This is a genomic window from Streptomyces sp. NPDC059917, assembly GCF_042730635.1.
Lineage (GTDB): Bacteria > Actinomycetota > Actinomycetes > Streptomycetales > Streptomycetaceae > Streptomyces.
The window spans coordinates 39,299-63,179 of the sequence record NZ_JBHWLC010000040.1; the positions used below are offsets into that span (position 1 = coordinate 39,299).

Consider the following 23,881-nt stretch of genomic DNA (forward strand, 5'->3'; position numbering starts at 1 on the left):
TGGCTACGTACGACCTTGCCCGCCGAGGTGAGCGGCGGGCAAGGGACTTGAGTCACTTCTGAGCTTGTTCACCCGTCCTTGGGTGTCAGGTCAGCTCTTCTTCGCCGCCTTTTCCTTGGCGGACTTCGCCGCGCCGGCGGGCTTGACCCAGCCGATGTCCTGGAAGCGGGGCGCCCCCAGACCGAAGGCACCCGCGTTGACCAGACCGGGCTTGGCCGCCACCAGCTCGGGGCGCTGGAAGAGCGGGATGGAACCGGCCGCGGCCCAGATCCGGGCGTCCGCCTTGCGCACCAGCTCGCGGGACTGCTCCTCGTCCAGCTCGCCGAGCGCCTGGTCGAAGAGCTGGTCGATCCGGTCGGTGCCGACGCGGGTGTAGTTCTGCTCGACGAGCAGCGAGCCGTCGGCGGCGGGCGCGGGCTTGGCGAAGATCGGCCGGGCGTCCGTCGCCGGGAAGGCGGTCGCGGGCCACGAGTACAGGGCCAGGTCGTACTGGCCCGAGGCGATGTGGTCCTTGAAGAAGCTGTCGTCGGCGACCTTGATCAGCTCGGTGTTGACGCCGATCTTCTGGAGCATCTGGGAGATCCGCTCGCCGACCGTGCGCAGCGCCTCGGAACCGGGGCCGGAGGGGAGCACGAAGCGCAGCGTGAGCGGCTTGCCGTCCTTGGCGAGCATCGCGCCGGAGGTGCGCACCGCGTGCTTGGCGGGCGCGGGCGCCGGGCTGGCCTTGGCCGCGCCCTGCTCCTCGGCGGGGGCCGCCTCGGCGTCCAGGGCGGGGTTGCGCTTGCCGTCGTCGACGGCGGCGGCGGCCTGGGCCAGGAGCGCGGCCTCCTGCTGTTCGGCGAGCGGTACGGCCGCCAGCACCGGGGAGGGCTGGTGCGCCCCGGAGGCGAAGCGGTCGGCGTCGACGACCTCCCCGTCGGGGGCGTAGCGGCCGTCGCCCTCGGGGAGTCCGCCCACCTGCGGCTCGACCGGGCCCTCGGGCCGGCGGACGGCTTCGTCCTCCTGGCGGGCCGGTCGGTCGCCGGGGCGCAGGCCCGGGAGCGGGGCCGGGCGCAGCGGCGGGTTCAGGGCCGCGGGCGGGCGGGCGCCGTTGCGGTCGTCCTGGCCCACGACGTACAGGCCGTCGTTGCCGGTGCCGTCACCGTCGGCGGGGGTTGCGGGGGCGCGGCGGCCGGGGGTCTTCCCGTCGTCCTTCTTCTCGCTCTCGGGACCGGCCTTGGCCCCGGCGGGGTCGGACAGCTTGCCCCCCTTGCGCCAGCCCGCGTCGGCGAGGAGGGCTTGGGCGGCCTGGGCGTCCTGGCCGCCGAGGGCGTCGCTGTTGTCGGCGTAGGCGCGCTGCCCGGCCAGGGCCACGTGGCTGCCGACCGGCTTCGAGGGCAGGCCTAGGGGCCTCAGCACGATGTCGGTGAGGCCCTGGCGGTCCAGCGCCCGGGCCACCGCCCGGCGCACCCGCTCGTCGGCCAGCGGTCCGGAGGCGCCGTTGAGGGCGAGCTGGGTGTAGGCGGGCTCCAGGGACTTGCGCACGGTGAAGGAGCGCAGGGCCTTCTGCTGGGCGGCGTAGGCGGCGGCCGCCTCGGCGTTCTTCTTGCGGCTCTCCTGCTCGTCCCTGGCCTTGCCCTCGTCGGCGCCGAAGGCGACCGCCCAGGAGAGCGTGGCCTGGGCGGCGGTCACCGCGGCGCCGGGGCCGTGGGCGGGGGCGCCCTGGTGGGCGGCGTCCCGGTGGGCGAGCGCGATGCGGTCGGCGCCGCCGCGGTCGATCTCGGCCAGGTCCAGCTTCCCGGCGGCGAGCGCGGCGGCGCGCTCGGCGCGGGGGACGGCGGTCAGGACGAGGGAGTCGAGCTTGGCGGGACGGCCCCACCAGCGCGGGTTGCGCGAGAGCGCCGCGGTGCCGGTCTTCTTGTCGATGGCGCCGAGGTTGAAGGGGCCCGCCGTCACCTTGAGGGTGCCGCGCGCGCCCTCGTTGAAGGCTTCGGGGCTGCCGGTGACCTGCTTGGGGTAGAGCGGGCTGAACAGGGAGCGCCAGTCGGTGTAGGGCTTGGCGAAGGTGACCTTGACTTCCAGGTCGTTGGCGCCGCGCTCGATCTTCTCGATCCGGTCGTAGCCGGCGTTGCGGGCCGTCCAGTACGCCGAGTCCTTGCCGTTCAGGGCCCGCCACTGCGCGACGAAGTCGGGTGCGCCGACCTCGCGGCCGTCGCTCCACACCGCCTGCTGGTTGAGCTTGTAGAGCACGACCTGCTTGGGCTCGCGCTCGACGACCTCGGCCTTCTCCAGGAAGTCGGGGTTGGCGACGGGCCGGCCCTTGGCGTCCATGACGAAGAGCTGCGGCAGGACGGCTCCGGCGATCCGCCCGGTGGTGGCGTCGGCGTCCGCCTGGAAGGTGTTGAGGGTCTCGGGCAGCGCGTCGACGGCCCAGCGCACCGATCCGCCGTCCGCGACCAGGTCGCGGGTGGTGGACGAGATGTCCTGACCGGCGGCGGCCGGGCCGCCCTCGTCTTCGCCGCCGCCGCAGCCCGTCAGCAGCGGCAGTGCGAGGACTCCCGAGGTCAGCAGCGCCAAGGACCTGCGCCTTCTCTGGGACATGGGTGGTACCTCCGGAGCGGGGCCGAGCGGGGCGGGACTCGGTGGGGTGGCTTGATCACGTTTGGCGGTATATGGAGCTGATCACACTGGTGATGAACCCACTGAAATCGACCGCCTCGCGCACCTTCCGCAGCCGACCCGCGCCACGCCGCGAACCCCACCCGTGCGGACCAATCCCGGGCACGCGGCGGGCCCGCACTGACCCGTTCGGGGGATCCGGGGCGGCGGACCGGGGGCGCACGGTTCCGGCCTGCGCGCCCGCAATACCGTCACGTCCCTTCACAACCGGCGCCCTCAGGCGCGACACTCGCAGGCGCACATGAGCGTTGCCACCGCAACCTGCGGAAGTGAGGGCAAGTCATGTCCCTGCAGGACGATTTGACCGCCGTACGACGCAATCTGAACGAGCTGGTCCGCTCGGTCGAGCGACTGGAGCGGGACGTCGCGCGCCAGGCGCCCGCGGCCGCGGGGCCGCCGGGCGGGGAGGGGACGGTCTTCGTCCCGGACACCCCGTACGACAGCACGCTGTGGACGGATTCCGACGACGAGGGCCTCGGCGCCCGCGACCGTCGGGCCCCCTGAGCCGAACGGCACCGCACGCGCACGGCCCGCGGCACGCGACGGCCGGTTTCGCCCGGCACTCCCCATCAGGCCCCGCCGCCACCCGGCGGCCGGGTCTCCTGGGCCACCCCTCCACTCCTCCCGGAGTCCCCTTTGGCCACAGGCACGGAACCACCCCGACCCCTGACCGGCGTGCACGGCGCCTCCCGCGCCGCGATCGCCGCCCGGCACCTGCGCACCGACCGGTGGTGGCTGGCCCCCGCCGGCACCGCGGCCGGGCTGCTCGCCTTCATCGTCTATTCGACCTGGCGGGCCTTCTCCAACGCCGACTACTACGCGGCCCCCTACGTCTCGCCCTTCTACTCCCCGTGCCTCGCGGAGAACTGCCGGGAGATGCGCGACGGACCCAACTGGGACCTCTTCGGCAGCTGGTGGGGCCTGTCCCCCGCGCTGCTGGTGCTGGTGTTCCCGCTCGGCTTCCGGCTCACCTGCTACTACTACCGCAAGGCCTACTACCGGGGCTTCTGGGCCTCGCCCCCGGCCTGCGCGGTCGCCGAGCCGCACGCGAAGTACTCCGGCGAGACCCGCTTCCCGCTGGTCTTCCAGAACATGCACCGCTACTTCTTCTACGCGGCACTGCCGGTCGCGGGCATCCTCACCTACGACACCGTGCTGACCTTCCGCGACGCGCACTACGCCTGGGGCCACATGGGCCTCGGCTCGCTGCTGTTCCTCGTCAACATCGCGCTGATCTGGGCCTACACGCTGTCCTGCCACTCCTGCCGCCACATCATGGGCGGCAAGCTCAAGCACTTCTCCAAGCACCCGGTGCGCTACCGGCTGTGGGGCTGGGTGAGCCGCCTCAACTCCCGTCACATGCAGCTGGCCTGGGCCTCCCTGATCAGCGTCGCGCTCTGCGACTTCTACGTGTACCTGCTGGCCAGCGGTGCGCTCGACGACCCGAGGATCTTCTGACATGGCTCAAGTCGACCGGCAGCAGTGGGACGTGGTCGTGGTCGGCGCGGGCGGCGCCGGGCTGCGGGCCGCGATCGAGGCCCGCGAGCGGGGCGCCCGTACCGCCGTGATCTGCAAGTCCCTCTTCGGCAAGGCCCACACGGTGATGGCCGAGGGCGGCATCGCCGCCTCCATGGGCAACGTCAACGAGGGCGACAACTGGCAGGTGCACTTCCGCGACACGATGCGCGGCGGGAAGTTCCTGAACCAGTGGCGGATGGCGGAGCTGCACGCCAAGGAGGCCCCCGACCGGGTCTGGGAGCTGGAGACCTGGGGGGCGCTCTTCGACCGGACGCCCGACGGGCGGATCTCCCAGCGCAACTTCGGCGGGCACGAGTACCCGCGCCTCGCGCACGTGGGCGACCGGACCGGACTGGAGCTGATCCGGACCCTCCAGCAGAAGATCGTCCAGCTCCAGCAGGAGGACTTCAAGGAGTACGGGGACCACGAGGCCCGGCTCAAGGTCTTCCAGGAGTGCACCGTCACCCGCGTCCTGAAGGACCACGGCCGGGGCGACGGCGGGCGGGTCGCGGGGGTCTTCTGCTACGAGCGCGAGTCCGGCCGCTTCTTCGTCCTGGAGGCCCCGGCGGTGGTGCTGGCCACGGGCGGGATCGGGAAGTCCTTCAAGACCACCTCGAACTCCTGGGAGTACACCGGCGACGGCCACGCGCTGGCCCTGCTGGCCGGGGCGCCGTTGCTGAACATGGAGTTCGTGCAGTTCCACCCGACCGGCATGGTCTGGCCGCCCTCGGTCAAGGGCATCCTCGTCACCGAGTCGGTGCGCGGGGACGGCGGGGTGCTGCGCAACAGCGAGGGCAAGCGGTTCATGTTCGACTACGTCCCGGACGTCTTCAAGGAGAAGTACGCCGAGTCGGAGGCCGAGGGCGACCGCTGGTACGAGGACCCGGACCACAACCGGCGTCCGCCCGAGCTGCTCCCCCGCGACGAGGTGGCCCGCGCGATCAACTCCGAGGTGAAGGCGGGCCGCGGCTCCCCGCACGGCGGGGTCTTCCTGGACGTGTCCACCCGGATGCCCGCCGAGCGGATCCGGCGGCGACTGCCGTCGATGTACCACCAGTTCAAGGAGCTGGCGGACGTGGACATCACCGCGGAGCCGATGGAGGTCGGCCCGACCTGCCACTACGTGATGGGCGGGATCGCGGTCGACTCGGAGACGGCGGCGACCCTCGGGGTGCCCGGGCTCTTCGCGGCGGGCGAGGTCGCGGGCGGGATGCACGGTTCGAACCGGCTGGGCGGGAACTCCCTGTCCGACCTGCTGGTCTTCGGCCGCAGGGCGGGGCTGCACGCGGCCGGGTACGCCGCGGATCTGGCCGCCGCCCCGCCCGTGGCCCCGCAGCGGGAGGTCGACGCGGCGGCCGAGGAGGCGCTGGCCCCCTTCCACGCCGAGGAGGGCGCGGAGAACCCGTACACCCTCCACCAGGAACTCCAGCAGGCGATGAACGACCTGGTCGGCATCATCCGGCGGGCGGGCGAGATGGCCGAGGCGCTGGAGCGGCTGGCGGGGCTTCGCGCACGGGCCGCCCGCGCCGGGGTGGAGGGGCACCGCCAGTTCAACCCGGGCTGGCACCTGGCCCTGGACCTGCGCAACATGCTGCTGGTCAGCGAGTGCGTGGCCCGGGCCGCCCTGGAGCGCACCGAGAGCCGCGGCGGCCACACCCGGGAGGACTACCCGGCCATGGACCGGGCCTGGCGCCCGGTGAACCTGCTCTGTCGGCCGGTGCCCCCGGACCCGGCGGACCCCGCCGGTCCGGCGGCCGACCGGATCGCCCTGGAACACACCCGGACCGAGCCCGTCCGCCCGGACCTGCTCGCGCTCTTCGAGAAGGAAGAGCTGGTCAAGTACCTCGCCGAAGAGGAGCTCTACGAGTGAGTAGCTACGACGCCGCGTTCCGGATCTGGCGGGGCGACGCCGAGGGCGGTGAGCTGCGGGACTTCACCGTCGAGGTGAACGAGGGCGAGGTGGTCCTCGACATCGTCCACCGGCTCCAGGCCACCCAGGCCGGCGACCTCGCGGTCCGTTGGAACTGCAAGGCGGGCAAGTGCGGCTCGTGCAGCGCGGAGGTCAACGGGCGGCCGCGGCTGATGTGCATGACCCGCATGTCGACCTTCTCCCGCGAGGAGACGATCACGGTCACTCCGCTGCGGGCGTTCCCGGTGGTCCGGGACCTGGTGACGGACGTGTCCTTCAACTACGCGAAGGCGCGGGAGGTCCCGGCCTTCGTACCGCCCGAGGGGGTGGCGCCGGGCGAGTACCGGATGCAGCAGGTGGACGTGGAGCGCTCGCAGGAGTTCCGCAAGTGCATCGAGTGCTTCCTGTGTCAGGACACCTGTCACGTGGTGCGCGACCACGAGGAGAACAAGGCCGCCTTCGCGGGGCCGCGGTTCCTCATGCGGGTGGCGGAGCTGGACATGCACCCGCTGGACGCGGCCGCCGAGCAGGGCCTGGACCGCAAGCGGACGGCCCAGGAGGAGCACGGGCTGGGCTACTGCAACATCACCAAGTGCTGTTCGGAGGTCTGCCCCGAGGGCATCAAGATCACCGACAACGCCCTGATCCCGCTGAAGGAGCGGGCGGTGGACCGCAAGTACGACCCGCTGGTCTGGCTGGGCTCGAAGATCGGCCGCCGCAAGGACTGACCGGGGCGGGTGCTCGGGGTGCGGGGGCGTGAAACCCCCCATAACCTCCCAAATGTGATCCCGCCGAGAAGCAGGACGAAGCCGAGCGCCACCTCCCGGATATCCCTGCGGGCCGCGCTCGCCCTGGCCGCCGCGCTGCTCGCGCTCGGCGGCCAGGGCGCGGCCGGGGCCCCACCGGCCCGGGCCGACGATCCCGTCACCCTGTCGCAGCAGGGGCAGATCACCGACCGGGTGGGCGCCCTGGGCGACCGTGAGCCCGCCGTGGCCGCCGCCCTCGACAAGCTGTACGCCGACCAGCGCGTCCAGCTGTTCGTGGCGTACGTCCGCGACTTCTCCGGACGCTCCGCCCAGAGCTGGGCCGACGCCACCGCGCAGCGCAGCGGCCTCGGGCAGAACGACGTCCTGCTCGCCGTCGCGACCGGGGCCCGGCAGTACGCCTACTCGGCCGACGTCGACTCCGGCTTCACCAAGGAACAGCTGGCGACCGTCGCCCGTACCGCCATCGAGCCCGCCCTGAAGGAGAACGACTGGGCGGGCGCGGCGATCGGCGCGGCGAACGGCTACGACGCCGTGCTCGCGGGGCGGCCGGTGCCGGTCCCCGCGATCACCCCGGGCGTGGCCGATCCCGGCGGGGACCGGGCGGGCGGCGAGAGCGGGGCCGGTGACTTCGTCCTCCCCGTGATCGCGGTCGGCGCCGCGGGCGCGCTCGGCGCCTACGCCTACAGCCGCCGCAGGCGCAAGGGGCCGACCGACCGCGCCACGACGACCAGCTCGGGCTGGGGCGAGCAGGGCCCGCCGCGGCTCCCGCTCGCCGAACTCGACGCCGAGGCCAAGTCGCTGCTGGTGGAGACCGACGACGCGGTCCGCACCAGCACCGAGGAACTCGGCTTCGCCTCGGCCCAGTTCGGCGAGGCGGCGGTGGGGCCGTTCACCGCGGCCGTGGCCTACGCCAAGGACGAGCTGACGCACGCCTTCCGGCTGCGCCAGCAGCTCGACGACGCCTATCCCGAGGACGACGCGACCCGGCGCCGGATGCTGGACGAGATCGTGGCCCGCTGCACCGGGGCCAGTCGGCGCCTGGACGCCGAATCGGCCGACTTCGACCGGCTGCGCGCCCTGGAGAAGAACGCACCGCAGGCGCTGGAGACCGTACAGGCGCACTTCCGCGCGCTGACCGGCCGGACCTCGACGGCCGAGGCGACCTTGACCGCCCTGGCCCGGCGGTACGCCGATTCCGCGTCCGCCCCCGTGGCCTCCAACGCCGAACAGGCCAAGGACCGGCTGCTGTTCGCCACGACCAGCCTCGGCGAGGCGCGCGCCGCCGTCGACGGCGGGGACAACGGCAAGGCGGCCGTGCACGTACGGGCCGCCGAGGGCGCCGTCGACCAGGCGGCCACCCTGGTGGACGCGGTGGAGCGGCGCGCGCAGGAGCTGGCCGAGGCGGCCGGCAAGCTGACCGGCGCCCTGAACGAGACCGAGACCGACCTCGCGGACGCCCGCGGGCTGCTGACGGGGACCGCCGAGGGCGTCTCCACGGCGGACCTGCGGGGCCGGATCGGCCGGGCGGAGTCCGTACTGGCCGACGTTCGGGCGGAGCAGGGCGCGGGCCGGTACGACCCGATCGACGCCCTGCGCCGGATCGAGGAGGCCGACGCGGCCCTGGACGAGGCGCTCGCCGGAGCCCGGGAGCGCGAGTCGGGCCGCCAACGGGCCGCGGCCCTGCTGGACCAGGCCCTGCTGTCGGCCCGCAGCGCGATCGGGGCGGCCGCGGACTACGTCACCACCAGTCGCGGCGCCGTCGGCAGCCAGGCCCGCACCCGGCTGGCGGAGGCCCAGCGGCACCTGGAGCGCTCGCTCGCGGTGACGGGCTCGGACCCGGCGGCCGCGCTGGCGGAGGCGCAGCAGGCGGACTCGCTGGCCCGGCAGGCGCAGCAGCTGGCGGAGGCGGACGTGCGGGCGTACCAGGACCCGTACGGCGGCCGCCGCTCGCAGCAGGGCGGCATGGGCGGCGCGGTGCTGGGCGGGATCATCCTCGGCGAGATCCTCGGCGGCGGCCGCGGCGGCCGCGGGGGCGGGTACGGCGGCTTCGGCGGCGGCGGTGGCGGCGGCGGCTTCGGGGGCGGCGGCCCCGGTCCGGGCTCCTTCGGCGGCGGGGGCACCCGCGGCCGGATGGGCGGTGGCGGCCGCTTCTGACGACACCCTCCCCCTTCCCACCAGGAGTAGGAACCATGAGCAAGCAGACCATCCTCGGCCGCGTCACCCAGCTCGCGAAGGCCAACATCAACGCGCTGCTGGACCAGGCGGAAGACCCGCAGAAGATGCTGGACCAGCTGATCCGGGACTACACGAACAACATCTCCGAGGCGGAGCAGGCCGTCGCCACCACGATCGGCAACCTGCGGATGCTGGAGGCGGACCACGCCGAGGACGTGAACGCGGCGGCCGAGTGGGGCGCCAAGGCCCTGGCGGCCAGCCGCAAGGCCGACGAGCTGCGGACGACGGGCACGCCGGGCACGCCCACGGACGCGGACAAGTTCGACAACCTGGCGAAGGTCGCGCTGGGCCGCCAGCTCCAGTCGGAGAAGGAGGCGAAGACGGCGGAGCCGACGATCGCGGCGCAGACGGAGGTCGTCGAGAAGCTCAAGAGCGGTCTGAACTCGATGAAGACCAAGCTGACCGAGCTCCAGGCGAAGCGCGACGAACTGGTGGCGCGCGCGAAGACGGCCCAGGCGCAGAACACGATGATGGACGCGGTGAAGAACATCGACGTGATGGACCCGACGAGCGACCTGAACCGCTTCGAGGACAAGGTCCGCCGCGAGGAGGCGATGGCCCTGGGCAAACAGGAACTGGCCGCCTCCACCCTGGACGCCCAGTTCGAGGCCCTGGACGACCTGGACAAGAACACCGAGATCGAAGCCCGCCTGGCGGCGCTGAAGGCGGGCGGAGGTTCAGGCCCCGCCGGCACTTGAGGCGCGGGTTGCGGGGCGGAGCCCCGGGAAGCGGTCCGCACGGACCCACCCGCCTCCGCCCCGGACCACCCCGCCCGCTCCGGAACTACCCGTACATGCTGAGCAGCTGCTCGGCCGACAGCTCGGCCACGGCCTCCCCCGCCACCCCCGGCAACGGCAGCTCGAACCACACCGTCTTCCCCCGGTGCGTGCGCCGCGTCCCCCACCCGGCCGACAGCAGCCCGACCAGTTGGAGCCCGCGCCCGCCCTCGTCCGTGTCCCGGGCCCGCCGCCGCCGCGGCTGCACCAGGTTCCCGTCCCACACCTCGCACACCAGGGTCCGGTCCAGCAGCAGCCGCAGCCTGATCTCGCCCTCCCCGTACCGCAGCGCGTTCGTCACCAGCTCGCTCACCAGCAGTTCCGTCGTGTCGAGCAGCCCCTCCAGCCCCCACGCGGGCAGCTTCGCCCGGGCCAGCTCCCGCGCCCGGCCCACCGACCGGGCCTCGCGCGGCAGTTGCCAGTCGCCGACCGCGTCGATCGGCAGCCCCTGGACCCGGGCCAGCAGCAGGGCGATGTCGTCCTCGCCGTGCCGGGTGTGCAGCGAGCTCAGGACGTGGTCGCAGACGTCCTCCAGCGGCCGCACCGGATCGGCCAGGGCCTCCCGCAGCCCGCGCAGGCCCTCCTCCAACGGGTGGTCACGGGATTCGACGAGCCCGTCGGTGTACAGGGCGAGCAGGGCGCCTTCGGGGAGCTCCACCTCGACCTCCTCGAAGGGTTCGCCGCCGACCCCGAGCGGCATGCCGGGCGGCACCTCCAGCAGCAGCGCGGGCCGGGGCGGGCCCCCGGGTTCGGCGGGCTCGACCAGGACGGGCGGCATGTGGCCCGCGTTGGCTATGGTGCAGCGCCTGGTCACCGGGTCGTAGACGGCGTAGACGCAGGTCGCGAGGTAGACCTCCGACAGGTCGTTGAGGTCGGCCTCGCGGGACTGCAGGGCCGCCCGCGAGGCCTGCTGCGATCCGCCCGGGGTGCCGAGGCCCCGGGCCACCTCGTCCAGGGCGGTGAGCACTTCGGCCGGTTCGAGGTCCAGGAGGGCCAGGGTCCGTACGGCCGTGCGCAGTTCGCCCATGGCGACGGCGGCCCGCAGGCCGCGGCCCATCACGTCGCCGACGACGAGCGCGGTGCGGTGCCCGGGCAGCTCGATGACGTCGAACCAGTCGCCGCCGACCTCCGTCGCCGCGTTGCCCGGCAGGTAGCGGCAGGCGATGTCGAGGCCCGCCGCCGCCGGATCGCCGGGGGGCAGCAGGCTGCGCTGGAGTATCAGCGCGCGTTCGTGTTCGCGCCGGTAGAGCCGCGCGTTGTCGATGCACACGGCGGCCCGCGCGGCCAGCTCGACGGCGACGGCCCGGTCCCGCTCGCCGAAGGGCTCGCTGCCCTTCGTACGGGAGAACTGGGCCAGGCCGACCACCGTGTCGTGCGCGACGAGCGGGACGACGAGGGTGGACTGGATCAGGTCGTCGGGGGCGGCGCCCTCCAGCAGCCGCGGCCGGGCGGTGCGCAGGGCCAGGGTGCCGGGCGAGGCGGGCGGGTAGCGGTGGACCTCGCCCACGGCGACCAGCGCGCCGGGGCCCGGCCCGGACAGCGGCGCGTCGGAGACGGCGGAGGCGAAGGCGACCCGGCGCAGCGGTGCGGAGGGCGCGCGCCCGGGACCGCCCCCGGGGAGCGAGGGGACCCCGGGCCCGTGCGGCCGGGCGGGCCGGTCGCGGTCGTCGTCGCCGAGCAGGAGCCCCTGGTAGAGGTCCACGGCGGCCAGGTCGCAGAAGCCGGGGACGGTGACGTCGAGGAGTTCGCGGGCGGTGGTCTCCAGGTCGAGGGAGTTCCCGATCCGGTGGCCCGCCTCGTTGAGGAGGGCGAGGTTGCGGCGGACGCCCGCGGCCTCGCGGGCGGCGAGGTGGCGGCGGGTGACGTCGGTGCCCAGGCCCGCGACGCCGATGGGCAGGCCGTTGCCGCCGTGCACCCGGTAGAGGTTGATGGACCAGTGCCGGTTGTCGCGGCTGCCGGGGGCCGCGCCGGTGATGCGCAGGTCGGTGACCGAATCGCCGGTTTCCAGGACGCGGCGCAGCGCCTCGGCCATCCGGTCGGCCTCGTGCGGGGGCAGGTAGTCGTGGACCGTGCGGCCCCGGTGCTCCTCCACCCCGCCCCCGAAGACGGTGGCGAAGCGGCGGTTGGCGCGCTGCACGGTGAGGTCCGTACCAAAGAGCAGGAAGCCGAAGGGAGATTGACCGAATATCGCCTGAGAGGCCGCGAGGTCGGATTCGATCCGGCGCAGCGCGCGTACGTCGACCACGACGCAGAGCGCGGCCCGCTCGGCGGTCTCGGTCTGGGTGGGCATCACATAGATCTCGGCCACGCCGTGTTCGCCGTCCCCGTCGGGGATGCGGAACGGGATCAAGCCGGTCCACTCCTTGCCGTCGAGGATCTCGGCCACCCTGCGGTGCGCGCCGGGCCGCAGTTCCGGGGGCATGAAGGCATCGACCGGATCGCGGCCCACCGCTTCGGCCGCGCTCAGCCCGAAGAGCTCCTCGGCGCGCAGGCTCCACTGGTCGATGAGGCCGTCGGGCCCGATCGAGAAGGATGCGACCTTTATGTAGTCATATATCGAGCCAGGCGGGCTGCTGTGCCACAAGGAGTCGTTCCACGCCTCCCCTGACACATGGGCCTGATGTGCCTGCGCAGGTATCTCGCTCACGCGACCGTCCCCTCCAGCTCACCGCAACCGGACCGGCCATGACCGCAGTATTCAGCACCACGGGCACGCTCGGCACGGCGTTCACGATCACAGCACGGTCTCGTTCATTTCGAGCCACGCCGGATGATCGTCAGAGACCCTTCTCCTTGTTACTCACCAGGTAGGGCCAATTCGAACCACACTGTCTTGCCCGACTTCCCGTGCCGGGTCCCCCACCGCTGCGCCGAAACCGCCACCAGGTGCAGCCCGCGACCGCCCTCGTCGTCGGGTGCGGCGACCCGCTCGCGCGGCGGATCCGGAAGCGGATCAGAGACCTCCACGAGGAGGGCGGGACCCGCGGCGGGATGGGCGGTGGCGGAATCGCGCCGTACCAATCGGACCCCGATCGGGCCGGAGGCGTACCGCAGGGAGTTGGTGACCAGCTCGCTGACCAGCAGGACGGTGACGTCGCAGACCGCCTCCAGACCCCAGGCGCGGAGCTTGCCGCGCACGGCGTGGCGGGCGGTGCGGACGGCGCCGGGCTCGGCAGGGAAGTCCCATTCGGCACATTCACCATCTGTGTCGATCACGCCGATCACTTCCCGGGCCAGCAGCGGACCCCAGTCCGGTTCGTCAGCGACGAGGAGGGACGAGATAGGGACTAATAGCGACATACCCGATATTCGCGGCGTCGTACCATCCGACCCCCCAGGCACCGGCGCACTGTGGTGCACCTGGCCTACACCGTGAGCCGTACGCGCCCCCGCGCCCCTCCGCCGACCCCGCTCCGGCCGCCGCGCCCCGGTGACGCGCCGTTGACCCCGGCGCGGACTACCGCGCGCGCAGCCGCCGACCGGCTTCGGCGACGGCGGGGCGGTCCTGGTCGAGCCAGTCCACGGAGTCCAACTCGTCCGGCCCGAGCCAGCGCAGCTCGTCGTGATCCTCCAGCGGGGCGGGCTCGCCGGAGACCAGGCGCGCGGTCCACACGTGCAGCACCAGGCCGGGTTTCAGGGGCCACTCCCCCGGGATCCGCTCCAGGGCTTCGCTCTCCACGCCCAGCTCTTCGCGCAGTTCCCGCACGAGGGCCTCGGGGACGGATTCACCCGGTTCGGCCTTCCCGCCCGGCAGCTCCCACCGGCCGGCCAGCTCGGGCGGGGCGCTGCGCCGGGCGGCCAGCAGGCGCCCGTCACGACAAAGGGCTCCGCCCACGACCACGCGTTCAGTCATGGGCGGAGCCTATGTCACACCGGCGTGCCGTCAGTTGGCGGTGGTGGCGCTCTGCCCGATCCGCTCGACCCAGTAGAGCTGCTTGTGCCCGCGGTCATCGAGGCTGTCGACGACCTTCTGGGCCTCGGCGCGCGTGGGGTAGCGGCCCACGCGGTAGCGGTTGCCGTTGTCGTCCTGCCGTATGACCAGCCATGGGAGCAGAGCACCACTGTCGCTCATCGCGCTCCACCCTCCGCCGATGTACCTGCCCAGGAAACCGCATTACGCATATGCCCGAGCTTACGCCCGACCTTTACTCAGCGGATACGGTTTTTCACGAAGAGGTACCTCCCAGGCGTACTCATCCGGCCATGAGTGCGAAAGGGTCGCGCACGCCGGTTCAGAACCGGCGCACCGTCGGGGGCGGCAGCACGACCGCGCCCCTGGCGGCGGCCTCGCCGACACCCTCCCCGACACCCTCGCGGCAGACGTCCTCGCAGGTGGCGTCGAGCGAACGGCGCGGCGACCGGCCCGGCCCCGCGCAGCGGTGAGCGCGCGGCGAGCGCGCATCGGCGGCGCCCGGCGCGCACCCCGGGGCCGGGCCCACGCATGACGGCCCGTCACCTCACCCCATCGGCCCGGGCTCGCACCCGGGGTGATGCGGTGAGGTGACGGGCCCCGAAGAGACTGCGCCTAGCGGACCGGCAGGTGGTAGGCGAGGCGGTAGCGGTCGGCCGGGACCACCACGTCGGCCGTCTCGACGGCGCGGCCGGAGGCGAAGTACGTCCGCCCGATCACCAGGACCACGTGTCCCGGCACTCCGCCCAGCGCGAGGATCTCCTCGGCCAGCCCGGGCCGGGCGCCGACCTCCTCCACCACGTTGTCCACGACGACGTCGATGGCGGCCATCCGCTCGACCACGCCGCTCCCGCCGAGCGGTCCCTCCTCCGGCAGCATCACCGGCGTGCGCCCGGTCACGGACAGGGGCTCCCACGAGGTGGAGAGCATCATCGCCTCGCCCGCGTCGCGAAAGACGTAGCGCGTGCGCATCACCCGCTCCCCCGGCTCGATGCCCAGCCGCGCGGCGACCTCGGCGGGCGCCTCGGTCTGCTCGCTGCTGGATTCCCAGGTGCCGCGGCTGCCCGAGTCCGCCTGCTCCTGCCGGAAGGGGGTGGACGCCCCCGTCGTGCGGTACCCGGCGCGGGCCACCCGGCGGGGCACCGGCTGCTCCCGCACGTACGTCCCCGAACCGGAGCGGCCCTCGACGAGCCCCTCCGCCATGAGGACCTTGCGCGCCTCCAGGGCGACGGTGTCGGAGACCCCGTACTCCTCGCGGATGCGGGCCTGCGAAGGGAGCCGCGCATGCGGGGGCAGGGACCCATCGACGATCTTCCGTCGCAGGTCACCGGCGACGCGAAGATAGGCCGGCTGCTCACCGAAAGTCACTAGCCACTCCCATCAGGTTGACAGACAGCTACAGCCTGGCAACCTACGGTTGTGCACCGCAAGCAAGGGCCAAAGTTTCACCCGAAGTGATGAAGCCAGGTCACTGAAACCGGTTACCCTGCGTTACAGCGACCTGGGTCGTGGCCCCGGACCACACCGACCACACCGACTACACCGACTGCGACCCGGCACCCTCGCCGTCGAGCCAGCCCGTGTCCGAACCGTCCGAGTCCTCCAGCCACGACGGCACCTTCGTCGCCAGCCCGAGCGCCCCGCGCAGCTTGCGCTCCGTCTCGACCGACGTCGCGTCCACCGCCCGGCTCCACGCCGCGCGGAAGTCCTCCGGCCGCTGCGCGTCCGCCGCCGCCCGCCACTGCACGCGGGCCGCCTCGACCTCCTTGAGCAGCGCGTCGGCCGGGGCGCCGGCCGTGGACTCGCGCAGCACGGCGGCCTCGGCCGCCATCGCCGGTTCCACCTTGGCCGCCCACGCCCGGTACTGGGGCAGCGAGCCCTTGAGGTCGGTCACCGGGGCGGCCGTGAGCGCGGAGTCCAGCCGGTTCGCGGCGCCCAGGAAGGACGCCTGCCCGGCCGTCAACATCGTCGCGTCGCGCTTGAGGCTCCCGCGCTGCTCGCCCTCCGTGGTGCCGAGCACGCACAGCACGCTGCGCCGGCCCTGCTCCCACTCGTCCTCGCTCGGCGCGAAGAAGTACATCTCCGCGAACTCCGGCAGGGCCCAGGTGTCCATGGCGTACGTGTCCTGCGCCAGCCAGCAGCGCTCCTCGGCACGCGCCGCGAGGGCCTCCTCGCCCGGGAAGGCGCCCGGGTCCGCGAGGAAGGACGCGGTGATCTCGCCGTGGTGCGGGCGGGTGCACGCCACCTTGAAGACCAGCGGCGCCTCGGCGAGCAGGTCCGCCCCCGGCACGTTGAAGCAGTCCCCGGCCCGGACCTGCTCCAGGTCCGCCGGATCCCCCTCCACGTCACGGGCGGCGCTCCCCGTGCCGCCCGTACCGGCCGTGCCGCGATCTGCGGCCCGGGCCAGTCGCTCGCCGACCGGACCCACCAGCTCCACGGCGACCAGCGCCAGCGCGCCCGACATCAGCACGGAGACCGCGAGCCCGGTGACCGCCAGGCCCCTGCCCCGCTCCCCGCGCGCGGCGATCTGGACCAGCGCCACGATCCCGAAGACCACTCCGAGCGGCGGGAAGCAGAGCAGCCCGACCAGCAGCGCGGCCAGGGCGAAGCCGTTGAGCGGAGGCCTGCCGCCCGGAGCGGGAGCGCCGGGGTGGCCGTAGCCGTAGGGGGCCCCGGTCGGCGGGGCGGCCCACGGATCGCGGGAAGGCGGCGGGGGCGGGGGCTGCGGCGGGGTACTCACGGCGTGAGCTGCTCCATCATGCGGGGGTGCGGGGGGTGCGGCGCTGCGCGAACGACTGCGCGAATAGTACGCAAGGGCAACGGTCGGCGGGCCGCTCGCCCCCACGCCCCCCGCCCGGCGGGCACCCCCCGCGTACGATCCGTCACGGAGCCGGGCCACCCCCGAACCCCGCACGAGCGCACGACGGAGCCCGAGAAAGGGCCCGTGAAGACCCGACGGAGCGGAGCCGTTCGCGCATGACGCACGCAATGACGCACGCACTTCTCGATGACGTCCGCACCGAGTACGTCTGCCCGGACGACGGCGCCCGCGCCGACGTCCGCACCGCGCCCTGGTGCTGTCCCGTCTGCGCGGGCCCCTGGGACCTGGACTTCGCGCCGCGGCCACCGGAGCTCGACGAGCTGGGCTCCGGGCCGAACTCCCTGTGGCGCTACGGGCCCGCGCTGCCGCTGTCGGGGGCGCCCGCGGTGACCCTCGGCGAGGGGCGCACCCCGCTGGTCCCGCTCACGGAGCGGATCTCCGCCAAACTCGACTTCATGATGCCGACCCTGTCCTTCAAGGACCGGGGCGCGGTGATGCTCGCCGAGCTGGCCCGGCGGCTCGGCCCGGAGCGCGTGGTCGCGGACAGCAGCGGCAACGCCGGCACCTCCGTCGCGGCCTACAGCGCGCGGGCCGGCCTCGCCTGCGAGGTCTTCGTGCCCGAGGGCACCTCGGAGAAGAAAACCGAGCAGATGCGGGCGCACGGGGCGCGGGTCCGGGTGGTGCCGGGCGGGCGCGAGGCGGCGGCCCGCGCCGCGCGGGCGGCCGCCGACGAGCCGGGCGTCTTCTACGCGAGCCACGTCTTCAACCCCTACTTCCTGCACGGCACGAAGACGTACGTGTACGAGCTGTGGGAGGAGCTGGGCGGCGAGCTGCCCGAGGCCCTGGTGGTGCCCGTGGGCAACGGCACGCTGCTGCTCGGCGCGGCGCTGGCGGCCCGGGAGCTGGCGCGCGCGGGCGTACGGGCCCCCGCGCTGATCGCCGTCCAGGCGGAGGCCATGGCTCCGCTCGCCCGCGCCTTCGCCGCCGGCGAGCACGAACCGACGGCCCCGGTCCCGGACCCCGTACCGACGCTGGCCGAGGGGATCGCGATCCCGGCCCCGCCTCGGGCCCGGCAGATCCTGGCGGCCGTGCGGGAGTCGGGGGGCACCTTCCTGACGGTGTCCGAGGAGCGGATCCGCGCGGCCCAGCGGGACCTGGCGGCGCGGGGGCTCTTCGTCGAGCCGACGGGCGTGGCGTGCTGGGCCGCGGTCGGCCCCGGCGCGCCCGGTGATCCGCTCGCGGGCCGCTCGGCGGTCGTCCCGCTCTGCGGCGCCGGCGCCAAGACGGGCCTGGCCCCCTGACCGTGCCCCCGACCCCGGCCCGGTCCCGGGGTCGGGGCCGGGGCCGGGGTCGGTCCCGCGGGCGGTCCCGGGGTCGGGGCGGCATGGCTCCGGTCCACGCAGATGTCCGGTTTTCGCCAGCCCGGGTCCGCCCCCTTCTGATGAAATGCCCGCATGACTAAGTCCGTTGACCTCTCCCGCGTCCGCGCCTTCCACGCCCTGCACACCCCCGCCGCCCCGCTCGCCCTCGCCAACGCCTGGGACGTCGCGAGCGCCCGCCTGGTCGAGGCCGCCGGGTCCCCCGCCGTCGCCACCACCAGCGCCGGTGTCGCCTGGTCCCTCGGCTCCCCCGACGGGGACCTGCTGGCCCGCGACCGCGCCCTCGACCTGATCGCCCGCGTGGTCCGCGCCGTCGACGTACCGGTGACCGCCGACATCGAGGGCGGTTTCGGCGCCGACGCCGACGGGGTCGGCCAGACCGTCACCGGGGTGCTGGCCGCCGGAGCCGTCGGGGTCAACATCGAGGACCGCTTCCGGGACCCCGCCGAGCAGGTCGAGCGCCTCGCCGCCGCCCGCGCGGCCGCGGACGCCCTCGACGTCCCGCTCTACATCAACGCCCGCGTGGACACCTACCTCCTCGGCCTCGGCGAGCCCGGTCCGGCCCGGGTGGAGGAGACCCTGGCCCGCGCCGCCGCCTACCTGGAGGCGGGGGCCAGCGGCATCTTCGTGCCCGGCGTCCACGACCCGGCGACGGTGACCGAGCTGGCCCGCGGCATCGACGCCCCGCTGAACGTGCTGGTCGGCCCCGACGCGCCGGGCGTCGCCGCGCTGGGCGAGCTGGGCGTGGCCCGGGTCAGCCTCGGCTCGTGGGTCGCGGAGGCCGCGTACGCCGTGGTCCGGCGCGCCACCGAGGAGCTGCTCTCGGGCGGCACCTACGGCGCGCTCGCCGGGTCCCTCTCCTACGGCGAGCTGAACTCCCTGTTCAAGAGCTGATCCGGGCGGGCGCGGGGCGAGCTGACACAGGCGGGGCCGCCCGTACGACGGTCCGTTGATCCGCTCGTAGGATCCCGGGGTGAGCACCCTGATCGACTCCCCCCGGCCCCGGGCGGCCTCCGGCGCCGTGTGGGCCGCCCTCGCCCTCGTCTACGTCGTGTGGGGCTCGACCTACCTCGGCATCCGCGTCGTCGTGGAGACGATGCCGCCCTTCCTCTCCGCCGGGGCCCGGTTCCTCTCGGCCGGTGTGCTGCTGGCCGCCCTGGTCGCCTGGCGGTCCGGTCCGGCCGCGCTCCGGGTGACCCGGGCGCAGCTGGGTTCGGCCGTGCTGGTGGGCCTGATGCTGGTCCTCGGCGGGAACGGCCTGGTGGTGCTGGCCGAGACCGCCGTGCCGTCCGGGCTGGCCGCGCTGCTGGTGGCCGGGGTGCCGATGTGGGTGGTGCTGCTCCGTCTGACCGGGGGCGACCGGCCGCCGGTGCGCACGCTGGGCGGCGTACTCGTGGGCCTCGCGGGGCTGACCGTGCTGACCAGCCCGGGGCTCAGCGGCGAGGTGGAGCTGTGGGGCGTGCTGACGATCCTGGCCGGGTCGCTGCTGTGGTCGCTGGGCTCGTACTCCTCGAACCGGCTGCCGATGCCCGGCAACCCCTTCGCCGCCAGCGCCTACGAGATGCTCGCGGGCGGCGCCGCAGCCGTCCTGGTGGGCCTGGCGCGGGGCGAGCAGCACGGTCTCGACCCGGCCGACGTTTCCACCCGCTCGTGGCTGGCGCTGGGCTACCTGATCCTCGTGGGCTCGCTGGTCGGCTTCACGGCGTACGTGTGGCTGCTCCAGTCGGCGCCGCTCTCGCTCGTGTCGACCTACGCCTACGTCAATCCGGTCGTCGCGGTCACCCTCGGCGCGCTGGTCCTGGGCGAGGAGCTGACCTGGCCGATCCTGGTCGGCGGCGGGATCGTGGTGGCCGCGGTGTGCGCGATCGTGAGCACCGAGCGCCGCACCTAGGGTGTGTTCCCCGGATCCCGCCCCGCGTCTTCCTCCCCGCCGGGTCCGGTCAGCCGCGGGCGGCCCGCTCGTACAGGGCCTTCGCGCGCCCGTCGAAGAGCGCGGCCGTGGAGTCCACGTCCGTGTCCCCGCCGCTGAGCACCGCGATGAGGCGGCCGGGCGAGCCGGGGCCGCCCCGGTCGGCGATCCAGGGGCTGCCGCTGGTGCCCGTCCAGAAGCCCGCACAGCTGATGTGGAGCATGTTCGGGTCCTCGGTGTCGTGCGCGGTCTGGGTGGTGCAGGAGACCGGCCGGTTCTTCGGGTTGAAGGCCGAGTCCGGGTAGCCGACCACCGTGACGTCGCGCTCGTAGCCCGAGGCCCAGTCGGGGATCGGCGCCTCGCCGTCGCCGACCGCCTGCTGGAGGGTGCGGCCGTTCTTGTCCGGCTCCACGGTCAGGAAGGCGAAGTCGGCGGTGTCGTCGCCCCACTTCGTCCAGCGGTCGTCCACGTGGATCGCACTGACCTTCCAGCGCCCGAGGGGCTGCGAGCCCTTGCCCTCGCCGGAGAAGGCCGGGGCGAAGGACAGCTCGCCGATGGCGAGGCCGTCGTGGGCCACCTCGCCCGGCGTGCCGTCCTCGCCCGCCGGGGCCACGCAGTGCGCGGCGGTGGCGACGACGTTGCCCTTGGGGCTGTCGACCACGCTCGCCGTGCACCAGTGCTCGCCGTTGGCCATCAGCACGCCGACGGTGGGGAAGGGCATCGCCTCGGGCTTCTCGGCACCGGCCGAGTCGAAGGCCACGACGGCGGCGACCGCCACGAGCCCGGCGGCCGCGGCGGACGCGCCCAACACCACCGGCTTGCTCATCGCGCGGCGGAAACGGGAGCCGGGGCCGTGGCCGGGGTGGTGGCCGGAGCCGTGGCGGGGCCCGTCCCAGGACGCGTGCTCGCGCTCGGTCCGGGGGTCGGGGGCAGCAGTACTTTGCTGATCCACTCCAGCGAACCCTCCCTCATGCCACGGACGTAGGACTTCCCATTGTGCTCACCATCCTGGATGACCTGCAGGCGGGTGTGCACCGGGCCCTTGGTGTAGTCCCGCATGAACTTCTCGGCCCTGTCCCGACCGCTCTCCTTGGTGCCGATCTGGAAGTTGATGTAGACGTCCGGACCGCCCGCCTTGATCAGCTTTTCGGCCAGCTTCTCCGGGTTGTTCTCGTCCATCGCCTTGACGTCGCCCTTCCACAGCGGGGAATCGGGCACGAAGTCGACGCCGCTGGCGATGACCGCCTTGAACCGCTCCGGGTACTTCAGGACGTGCTTGAAGGCGCCGAACCCGCCGGAGGAGGAACCCATGAAGGCCCAGCCGTCGCGGGAGGTGAAGGTGCGGAAATTGGCCTTCACGAAATCCGGCACGTCATCGGCCATCCAGGTGCCCATCTTGGGCTGCCCCGGGATGTCCGAGCCGTCGAAGTGGTGCTTCGTGTCGGCGTTGATCACCGGCATGACGAGCAGGAAGGGCAGGCTCCTGCCCGACTTCACCCCGTCGATCACGGCCTGCTGGAGGCCGAGGCCGGGGCCGGTGCCCCAGTAGTTGGTGGGGTACCCGCGGCCGCCGGGCAGGGCGATCAGCACCGGGAAGGCGCTCTTGTCGTAGCGCGGGTCGTTGTACTCCTTGGGCGCCCACACCCACACGTCGCCCGTGAAGCCCGACTTCTTCCCGACCAGGGTGGTCTTCCCGATCTCGGTGCCGTCGGGGAGCCGGCCGGAGCGCTCGAAGGCGGCCCGGGGGCCGGTGGGCATGCGTACGCCGTTCACCGCGCCCGCACCCGCGTCGGCGCCCGCGGCGGCGTCCGCGTCCGTGACGTCGTGCGCGGTCTCCTGGACCCGGCCGAAGGACATCGGGTCGCCGATGTCGGAGAAGAGCCCGAACCCGTACGCCGCCGCGCCGCCCCCGGCGGTCAGGGCCAGGGCCAGCGCGCCGCCGATCAGGCGGCGGCGGGGGTGGGACCACCGGGAGCGGCGGCCCCCGGTGGAGGAGCCACCGCCCGGCTGCGGATTCGGCTGCTGGTCCGACTGCGGGTCCGACTGCGGGTGGTCGAGCTGCTGGTCTTGCTGCACGGAAGCGTCCCGTTCCTTTCCGGCGCCCGCGACAGGGCGGGCAGGACCGTTTGGTCCCCCTTACACCCCTATGAGAGGGAGTATCGGCGGGTCGGGTTGCCTGGAACGTCCGTGACGTGCATCAAACGCGCCGCGTTCAGCCCTCGGCGGGCTTGGGGCCCTTCATCGCCTTGCTGATCCACTCCAGCGAGCCCTCCTTCATGCCGCGCACGTAGTGCCAGCCGTTGTGCTCGCCGTTCTGGATGTCCCGGATGGTGACCTTGATCGGGCCCTTGCCGAACTCGGCCTGGAACTTCTCCATCCGGGCCCGGTCCTTCTCCTTGGTCCCGAGCTGGAAGTTGACGTAGACCTCGGGGCCCTTGGTGTCGAGGAGCTTCTGCGCGAGCTTGCGCGGGTTGTTCTCGTCCATCAGCTTGGTGTCCCCCTTCCACAGCGGGGAATCGGGAACTATCTCGCCGCCGCTCGCGATCACGGCCTTGAACCGGTCCGGATGCTGGAGCACCTGCTTGAGCCCGACGAAGGCGCCGGAGGAGGAGCCCATGAAGGCCCAGCCGTCGCGCGACTTGTAGGTGCGGAAGTTGGCCCGGGCGAAGTCCGGGATGTCATCGGCGATCCAGGTGCCCATCTTGGGCTGGCCCGGGATGTCGGAGCCGTCGTAGTAGTTCTTCTCGTCCGGGTTCAGCACCGGCATGATCAGCACGAACGGCAGGCTGGTGCCCGCCTGGGCGCCCTCGCTGATGGCCTTCTGGAGGCCGAGGCTGCGGTCGGACCAGTAGTTGCTGGGGAAACCGTTTCCGCCGGGGAGCGCGATCATCACCGGGAAGGCGCTCTTCGCGTACTTCGGGTCGTCGTACTCCTTCGGCGCCCACACCCACACGTCACCCGTGAAGCCCGACTTCGCGCCGGTCAGCCGGGTCTTGGCGATCTTCGTGCCGTCGTCGAGGCTGCCGGTCTGCTTGAAGTCCGCCTTCGGCCCCGTCGGCAGCTGCACGTCCGGGTCGCCGCTGGGCTTCGCCGACTGCCCGCCGCCCGGAGCACCGGCGTCCGCGGCCGGCGGCGGGGTCTTGCCGAAGCTCACCGGGTCGCCGTCGCCGGAGAACCAGCCCGCCTTCCAGGCCCCGAAGCCGCCGCCCGCCAGGAGCACGACCGCGAGGGCCGCGCTGATCCACACCGCGCGCCGGGACCGCTTGGGCCCCTGGGACCGACCGCGCCGACCGGAGCCGCCCGGCGGGGGCGGCGGGGTCCGCGGCGCCTCCTGCCGGAACGGCTCGAACGGCTGGGCGCCGTACCGCTGGTCCTGGTGGGGCTGGGCCCCGTACGGCTCGTACGGCGCGTTCGGCTCGTACGCGGCGTGCGGCTCGTACGGCGCGTTCGGCTCGCTCGGCGCGTACGGCTCGTACGGCCGGCCCCCGGACGGCTGGTCATCGGGCCGCTGGCGCTGCGGGTACTGGTGCACTGACATCGCTCCGAACGGTCATGACTGCCCTCGCGGGACAGAACGGCTGGGATCTCCTCTACTCCTGATGACCGAATCCCGCCCGAGGTTTCAAATCCAGGCAAATAAATGATCTGCATCTCACCAAATGACCACCGGAACCCCGATCGGTCCGAACTCCCTCCACCGCCGGGGAGGCTGCGCTTTTGGCCCTGGTCGGCCGGAGCGGGTCTTTCTACCTTCGGGGAATCAGGCACCCGCCTGAGCACGTACGACACGACACACGACACGACACGGAGGCGTCACATGCCCACTGCCACTGCCCTCGCGGAGCTCGACGAGTTCCTCGACGCGGGTCCGCTGCTCGTCGACGACGAGACGATCGCGTTCGAGGACGACGACCGCAGCGACCGCGAGCACACCGCCTGTCTCGCCGACCCGTGGGTGACCGCCACCACCCGCTTCGCCTGCGAGAACAACTCCTAGCG

General features: G+C 73.4%; 20 protein-coding genes. 10 read left to right on the forward strand and 10 right to left on the reverse strand.

The window, feature by feature from the left end; genetic code table 11:
• Positions 1-90 precede the first annotated feature (90 nt).
• The gene (locus ACFWAR_RS22920) at positions 91-2,580 is read right to left on the reverse strand and encodes an ABC transporter family substrate-binding protein (protein WP_385780054.1); all 2,490 of its coding nucleotides are present in this window, start codon (positions 2,578-2,580) and stop codon (positions 91-93) included.
• Positions 2,581-2,940: 360 nt separating this feature from the next.
• On the opposite strand from ACFWAR_RS22920, the gene ACFWAR_RS22925 reads away from it, so the two are divergent.
• From ACFWAR_RS22925 to ACFWAR_RS22950, 6 genes are all read left to right on the forward strand, one after another.
• Entirely contained in the window at positions 2,941-3,162 is a 222-nt protein-coding gene (locus ACFWAR_RS22925; protein ID WP_385780057.1) for a hypothetical protein, read from the forward strand.
• 132 nt (positions 3,163-3,294) lie between these two features.
• Complete coding sequence (locus tag ACFWAR_RS22930; RefSeq protein WP_354379631.1) at positions 3,295-4,116, forward strand: hypothetical protein; 822 nt, start codon at positions 3,295-3,297, stop codon at positions 4,114-4,116.
• A gap of 1 nt (position 4,117) precedes the next feature.
• Positions 4,118-6,046, forward strand: a complete 1,929-nt coding sequence (locus ACFWAR_RS22935; RefSeq protein WP_385780060.1) for a fumarate reductase/succinate dehydrogenase flavoprotein subunit — start codon at positions 4,118-4,120, stop codon at positions 6,044-6,046.
• Positions 6,043-6,813 carry a succinate dehydrogenase/fumarate reductase iron-sulfur subunit gene (locus tag ACFWAR_RS22940; RefSeq protein ID WP_385780063.1) on the forward strand — a complete coding sequence of 257 codons (771 nt, stop codon included), beginning with the start codon at positions 6,043-6,045 and terminating at the stop codon, positions 6,811-6,813. Before ACFWAR_RS22935 ends, ACFWAR_RS22940 begins: the two co-directional genes overlap by 4 nt.
• A gap of 99 nt (positions 6,814-6,912) precedes the next feature.
• The gene (locus ACFWAR_RS22945; RefSeq protein WP_385780143.1) at positions 6,913-9,006 is read left to right on the forward strand and encodes a TPM domain-containing protein; all 2,094 of its coding nucleotides are present in this window, start codon (positions 6,913-6,915) and stop codon (positions 9,004-9,006) included.
• 35 nt (positions 9,007-9,041) lie between these two features.
• Entirely contained in the window at positions 9,042-9,785 is a 744-nt protein-coding gene (locus ACFWAR_RS22950; protein ID WP_385780066.1) for a PspA/IM30 family protein, read from the forward strand.
• 85 nt (positions 9,786-9,870) lie between these two features.
• On the opposite strand, the gene ACFWAR_RS22955 is transcribed toward ACFWAR_RS22950, so the two are convergent.
• The 6 genes from ACFWAR_RS22955 to ACFWAR_RS22980 all read right to left on the reverse strand — a co-directional run bounded on the left by ACFWAR_RS22955 (position 9,871) and on the right by ACFWAR_RS22980 (position 16,513).
• Positions 9,871-12,510: a SpoIIE family protein phosphatase gene (locus ACFWAR_RS22955; RefSeq protein ID WP_385780069.1), complete on the reverse strand. Its 2,640-nt coding sequence runs from the start codon at positions 12,508-12,510 to the stop codon at positions 9,871-9,873.
• A gap of 149 nt (positions 12,511-12,659) precedes the next feature.
• Positions 12,660-13,088, reverse strand: coding sequence for an ATP-binding protein (locus tag ACFWAR_RS22960; protein ID WP_385780146.1), 429 nt, complete (start codon positions 13,086-13,088; stop codon positions 12,660-12,662).
• A gap of 232 nt (positions 13,089-13,320) precedes the next feature.
• Positions 13,321-13,716: a (deoxy)nucleoside triphosphate pyrophosphohydrolase gene (locus tag ACFWAR_RS22965; protein ID WP_385780072.1), complete on the reverse strand. Its 396-nt coding sequence runs from the start codon at positions 13,714-13,716 to the stop codon at positions 13,321-13,323.
• Between the two features lie 30 nt (positions 13,717-13,746).
• The gene (locus ACFWAR_RS22970; RefSeq protein ID WP_385780075.1) at positions 13,747-13,935 is read right to left on the reverse strand and encodes an SPOR domain-containing protein; all 189 of its coding nucleotides are present in this window, start codon (positions 13,933-13,935) and stop codon (positions 13,747-13,749) included.
• Positions 13,936-14,388: 453 nt separating this feature from the next.
• The gene (locus ACFWAR_RS22975; protein WP_385780078.1) at positions 14,389-15,141 is read right to left on the reverse strand and encodes a GntR family transcriptional regulator; all 753 of its coding nucleotides are present in this window, start codon (positions 15,139-15,141) and stop codon (positions 14,389-14,391) included.
• Positions 15,142-15,310: 169 nt separating this feature from the next.
• Positions 15,311-16,513, reverse strand: coding sequence for a DUF4190 domain-containing protein (locus ACFWAR_RS22980; protein WP_385780081.1), 1,203 nt, complete (start codon positions 16,511-16,513; stop codon positions 15,311-15,313).
• Positions 16,514-16,761: 248 nt separating this feature from the next.
• Here ACFWAR_RS22980 and ACFWAR_RS22985 point away from each other — a divergent pair, with 248 nt between their 5' ends.
• The 3 genes from ACFWAR_RS22985 to ACFWAR_RS22995 all read left to right on the forward strand — a co-directional run bounded on the left by ACFWAR_RS22985 (position 16,762) and on the right by ACFWAR_RS22995 (position 19,864).
• Positions 16,762-17,895, forward strand: a complete 1,134-nt coding sequence (locus ACFWAR_RS22985; protein ID WP_385780084.1) for a threonine synthase — start codon at positions 16,762-16,764, stop codon at positions 17,893-17,895.
• Positions 17,896-18,048: 153 nt separating this feature from the next.
• Positions 18,049-18,867: an isocitrate lyase/phosphoenolpyruvate mutase family protein gene (locus ACFWAR_RS22990; RefSeq protein WP_385780087.1), complete on the forward strand. Its 819-nt coding sequence runs from the start codon at positions 18,049-18,051 to the stop codon at positions 18,865-18,867.
• Between the two features lie 79 nt (positions 18,868-18,946).
• Positions 18,947-19,864, forward strand: coding sequence for an EamA family transporter (locus ACFWAR_RS22995; protein WP_385780090.1), 918 nt, complete (start codon positions 18,947-18,949; stop codon positions 19,862-19,864).
• Positions 19,865-19,913: 49 nt separating this feature from the next.
• Here ACFWAR_RS22995 and ACFWAR_RS23000 read toward each other — a convergent pair whose 3' ends face one another.
• From ACFWAR_RS23000 to ACFWAR_RS23010, 3 genes are all read right to left on the reverse strand, one after another.
• On the reverse strand, positions 19,914-20,708 hold the full coding sequence (locus tag ACFWAR_RS23000) for a trypsin-like serine peptidase (protein WP_385780092.1): 795 nt from the start codon (positions 20,706-20,708) through the stop codon (positions 19,914-19,916).
• Positions 20,705-21,958 carry an alpha/beta hydrolase gene (locus tag ACFWAR_RS23005; protein WP_385780095.1) on the reverse strand — a complete coding sequence of 418 codons (1,254 nt, stop codon included), beginning with the start codon at positions 21,956-21,958 and terminating at the stop codon, positions 20,705-20,707. Before ACFWAR_RS23005 ends, ACFWAR_RS23000 begins: the two co-directional genes overlap by 4 nt.
• A gap of 136 nt (positions 21,959-22,094) precedes the next feature.
• Positions 22,095-23,420, reverse strand: coding sequence for an alpha/beta hydrolase (locus tag ACFWAR_RS23010; protein WP_385780098.1), 1,326 nt, complete (start codon positions 23,418-23,420; stop codon positions 22,095-22,097).
• 279 nt (positions 23,421-23,699) lie between these two features.
• On the opposite strand from ACFWAR_RS23010, the gene ACFWAR_RS23015 reads away from it, so the two are divergent.
• Positions 23,700-23,879 (forward strand): SflA family class IV lanthipeptide, encoded by a 180-nt coding sequence (locus ACFWAR_RS23015; protein WP_385780101.1) that lies wholly within the window; start codon positions 23,700-23,702, stop codon positions 23,877-23,879.
• Positions 23,880-23,881: the final 2 nt, after the last annotated feature.

Coding starts and splice junctions, on each gene's coding strand:
- ACFWAR_RS22920 (WP_385780054.1), bottom strand. CDS start 2,580: ATGTCCCAGAGAAGGCGCAGGTCCTTGGCGCTGCTGACCTCGGGAGTC.
- ACFWAR_RS22925 (WP_385780057.1), top strand. CDS start 2,941: ATGTCCCTGCAGGACGATTTGACCGCCGTACGACGCAATCTGAACGAG.
- ACFWAR_RS22935 (WP_385780060.1), top strand. CDS start 4,118: ATGGCTCAAGTCGACCGGCAGCAGTGGGACGTGGTCGTGGTCGGCGCG.
- ACFWAR_RS22950 (WP_385780066.1), top strand. CDS start 9,042: ATGAGCAAGCAGACCATCCTCGGCCGCGTCACCCAGCTCGCGAAGGCC.
- ACFWAR_RS22965 (WP_385780072.1), bottom strand. CDS start 13,716: ATGACTGAACGCGTGGTCGTGGGCGGAGCCCTTTGTCGTGACGGGCGC.
- ACFWAR_RS22970 (WP_385780075.1), bottom strand. CDS start 13,935: ATGAGCGACAGTGGTGCTCTGCTCCCATGGCTGGTCATACGGCAGGAC.
- ACFWAR_RS22985 (WP_385780084.1), top strand. CDS start 16,762: ATGACGCACGCACTTCTCGATGACGTCCGCACCGAGTACGTCTGCCCG.
- ACFWAR_RS22990 (WP_385780087.1), top strand. CDS start 18,049: ATGACTAAGTCCGTTGACCTCTCCCGCGTCCGCGCCTTCCACGCCCTG.
- ACFWAR_RS23000 (WP_385780092.1), bottom strand. CDS start 20,708: ATGAGCAAGCCGGTGGTGTTGGGCGCGTCCGCCGCGGCCGCCGGGCTC.
- ACFWAR_RS23010 (WP_385780098.1), bottom strand. CDS start 23,420: ATGTCAGTGCACCAGTACCCGCAGCGCCAGCGGCCCGATGACCAGCCG.
- ACFWAR_RS23015 (WP_385780101.1), top strand. CDS start 23,700: ATGCCCACTGCCACTGCCCTCGCGGAGCTCGACGAGTTCCTCGACGCG.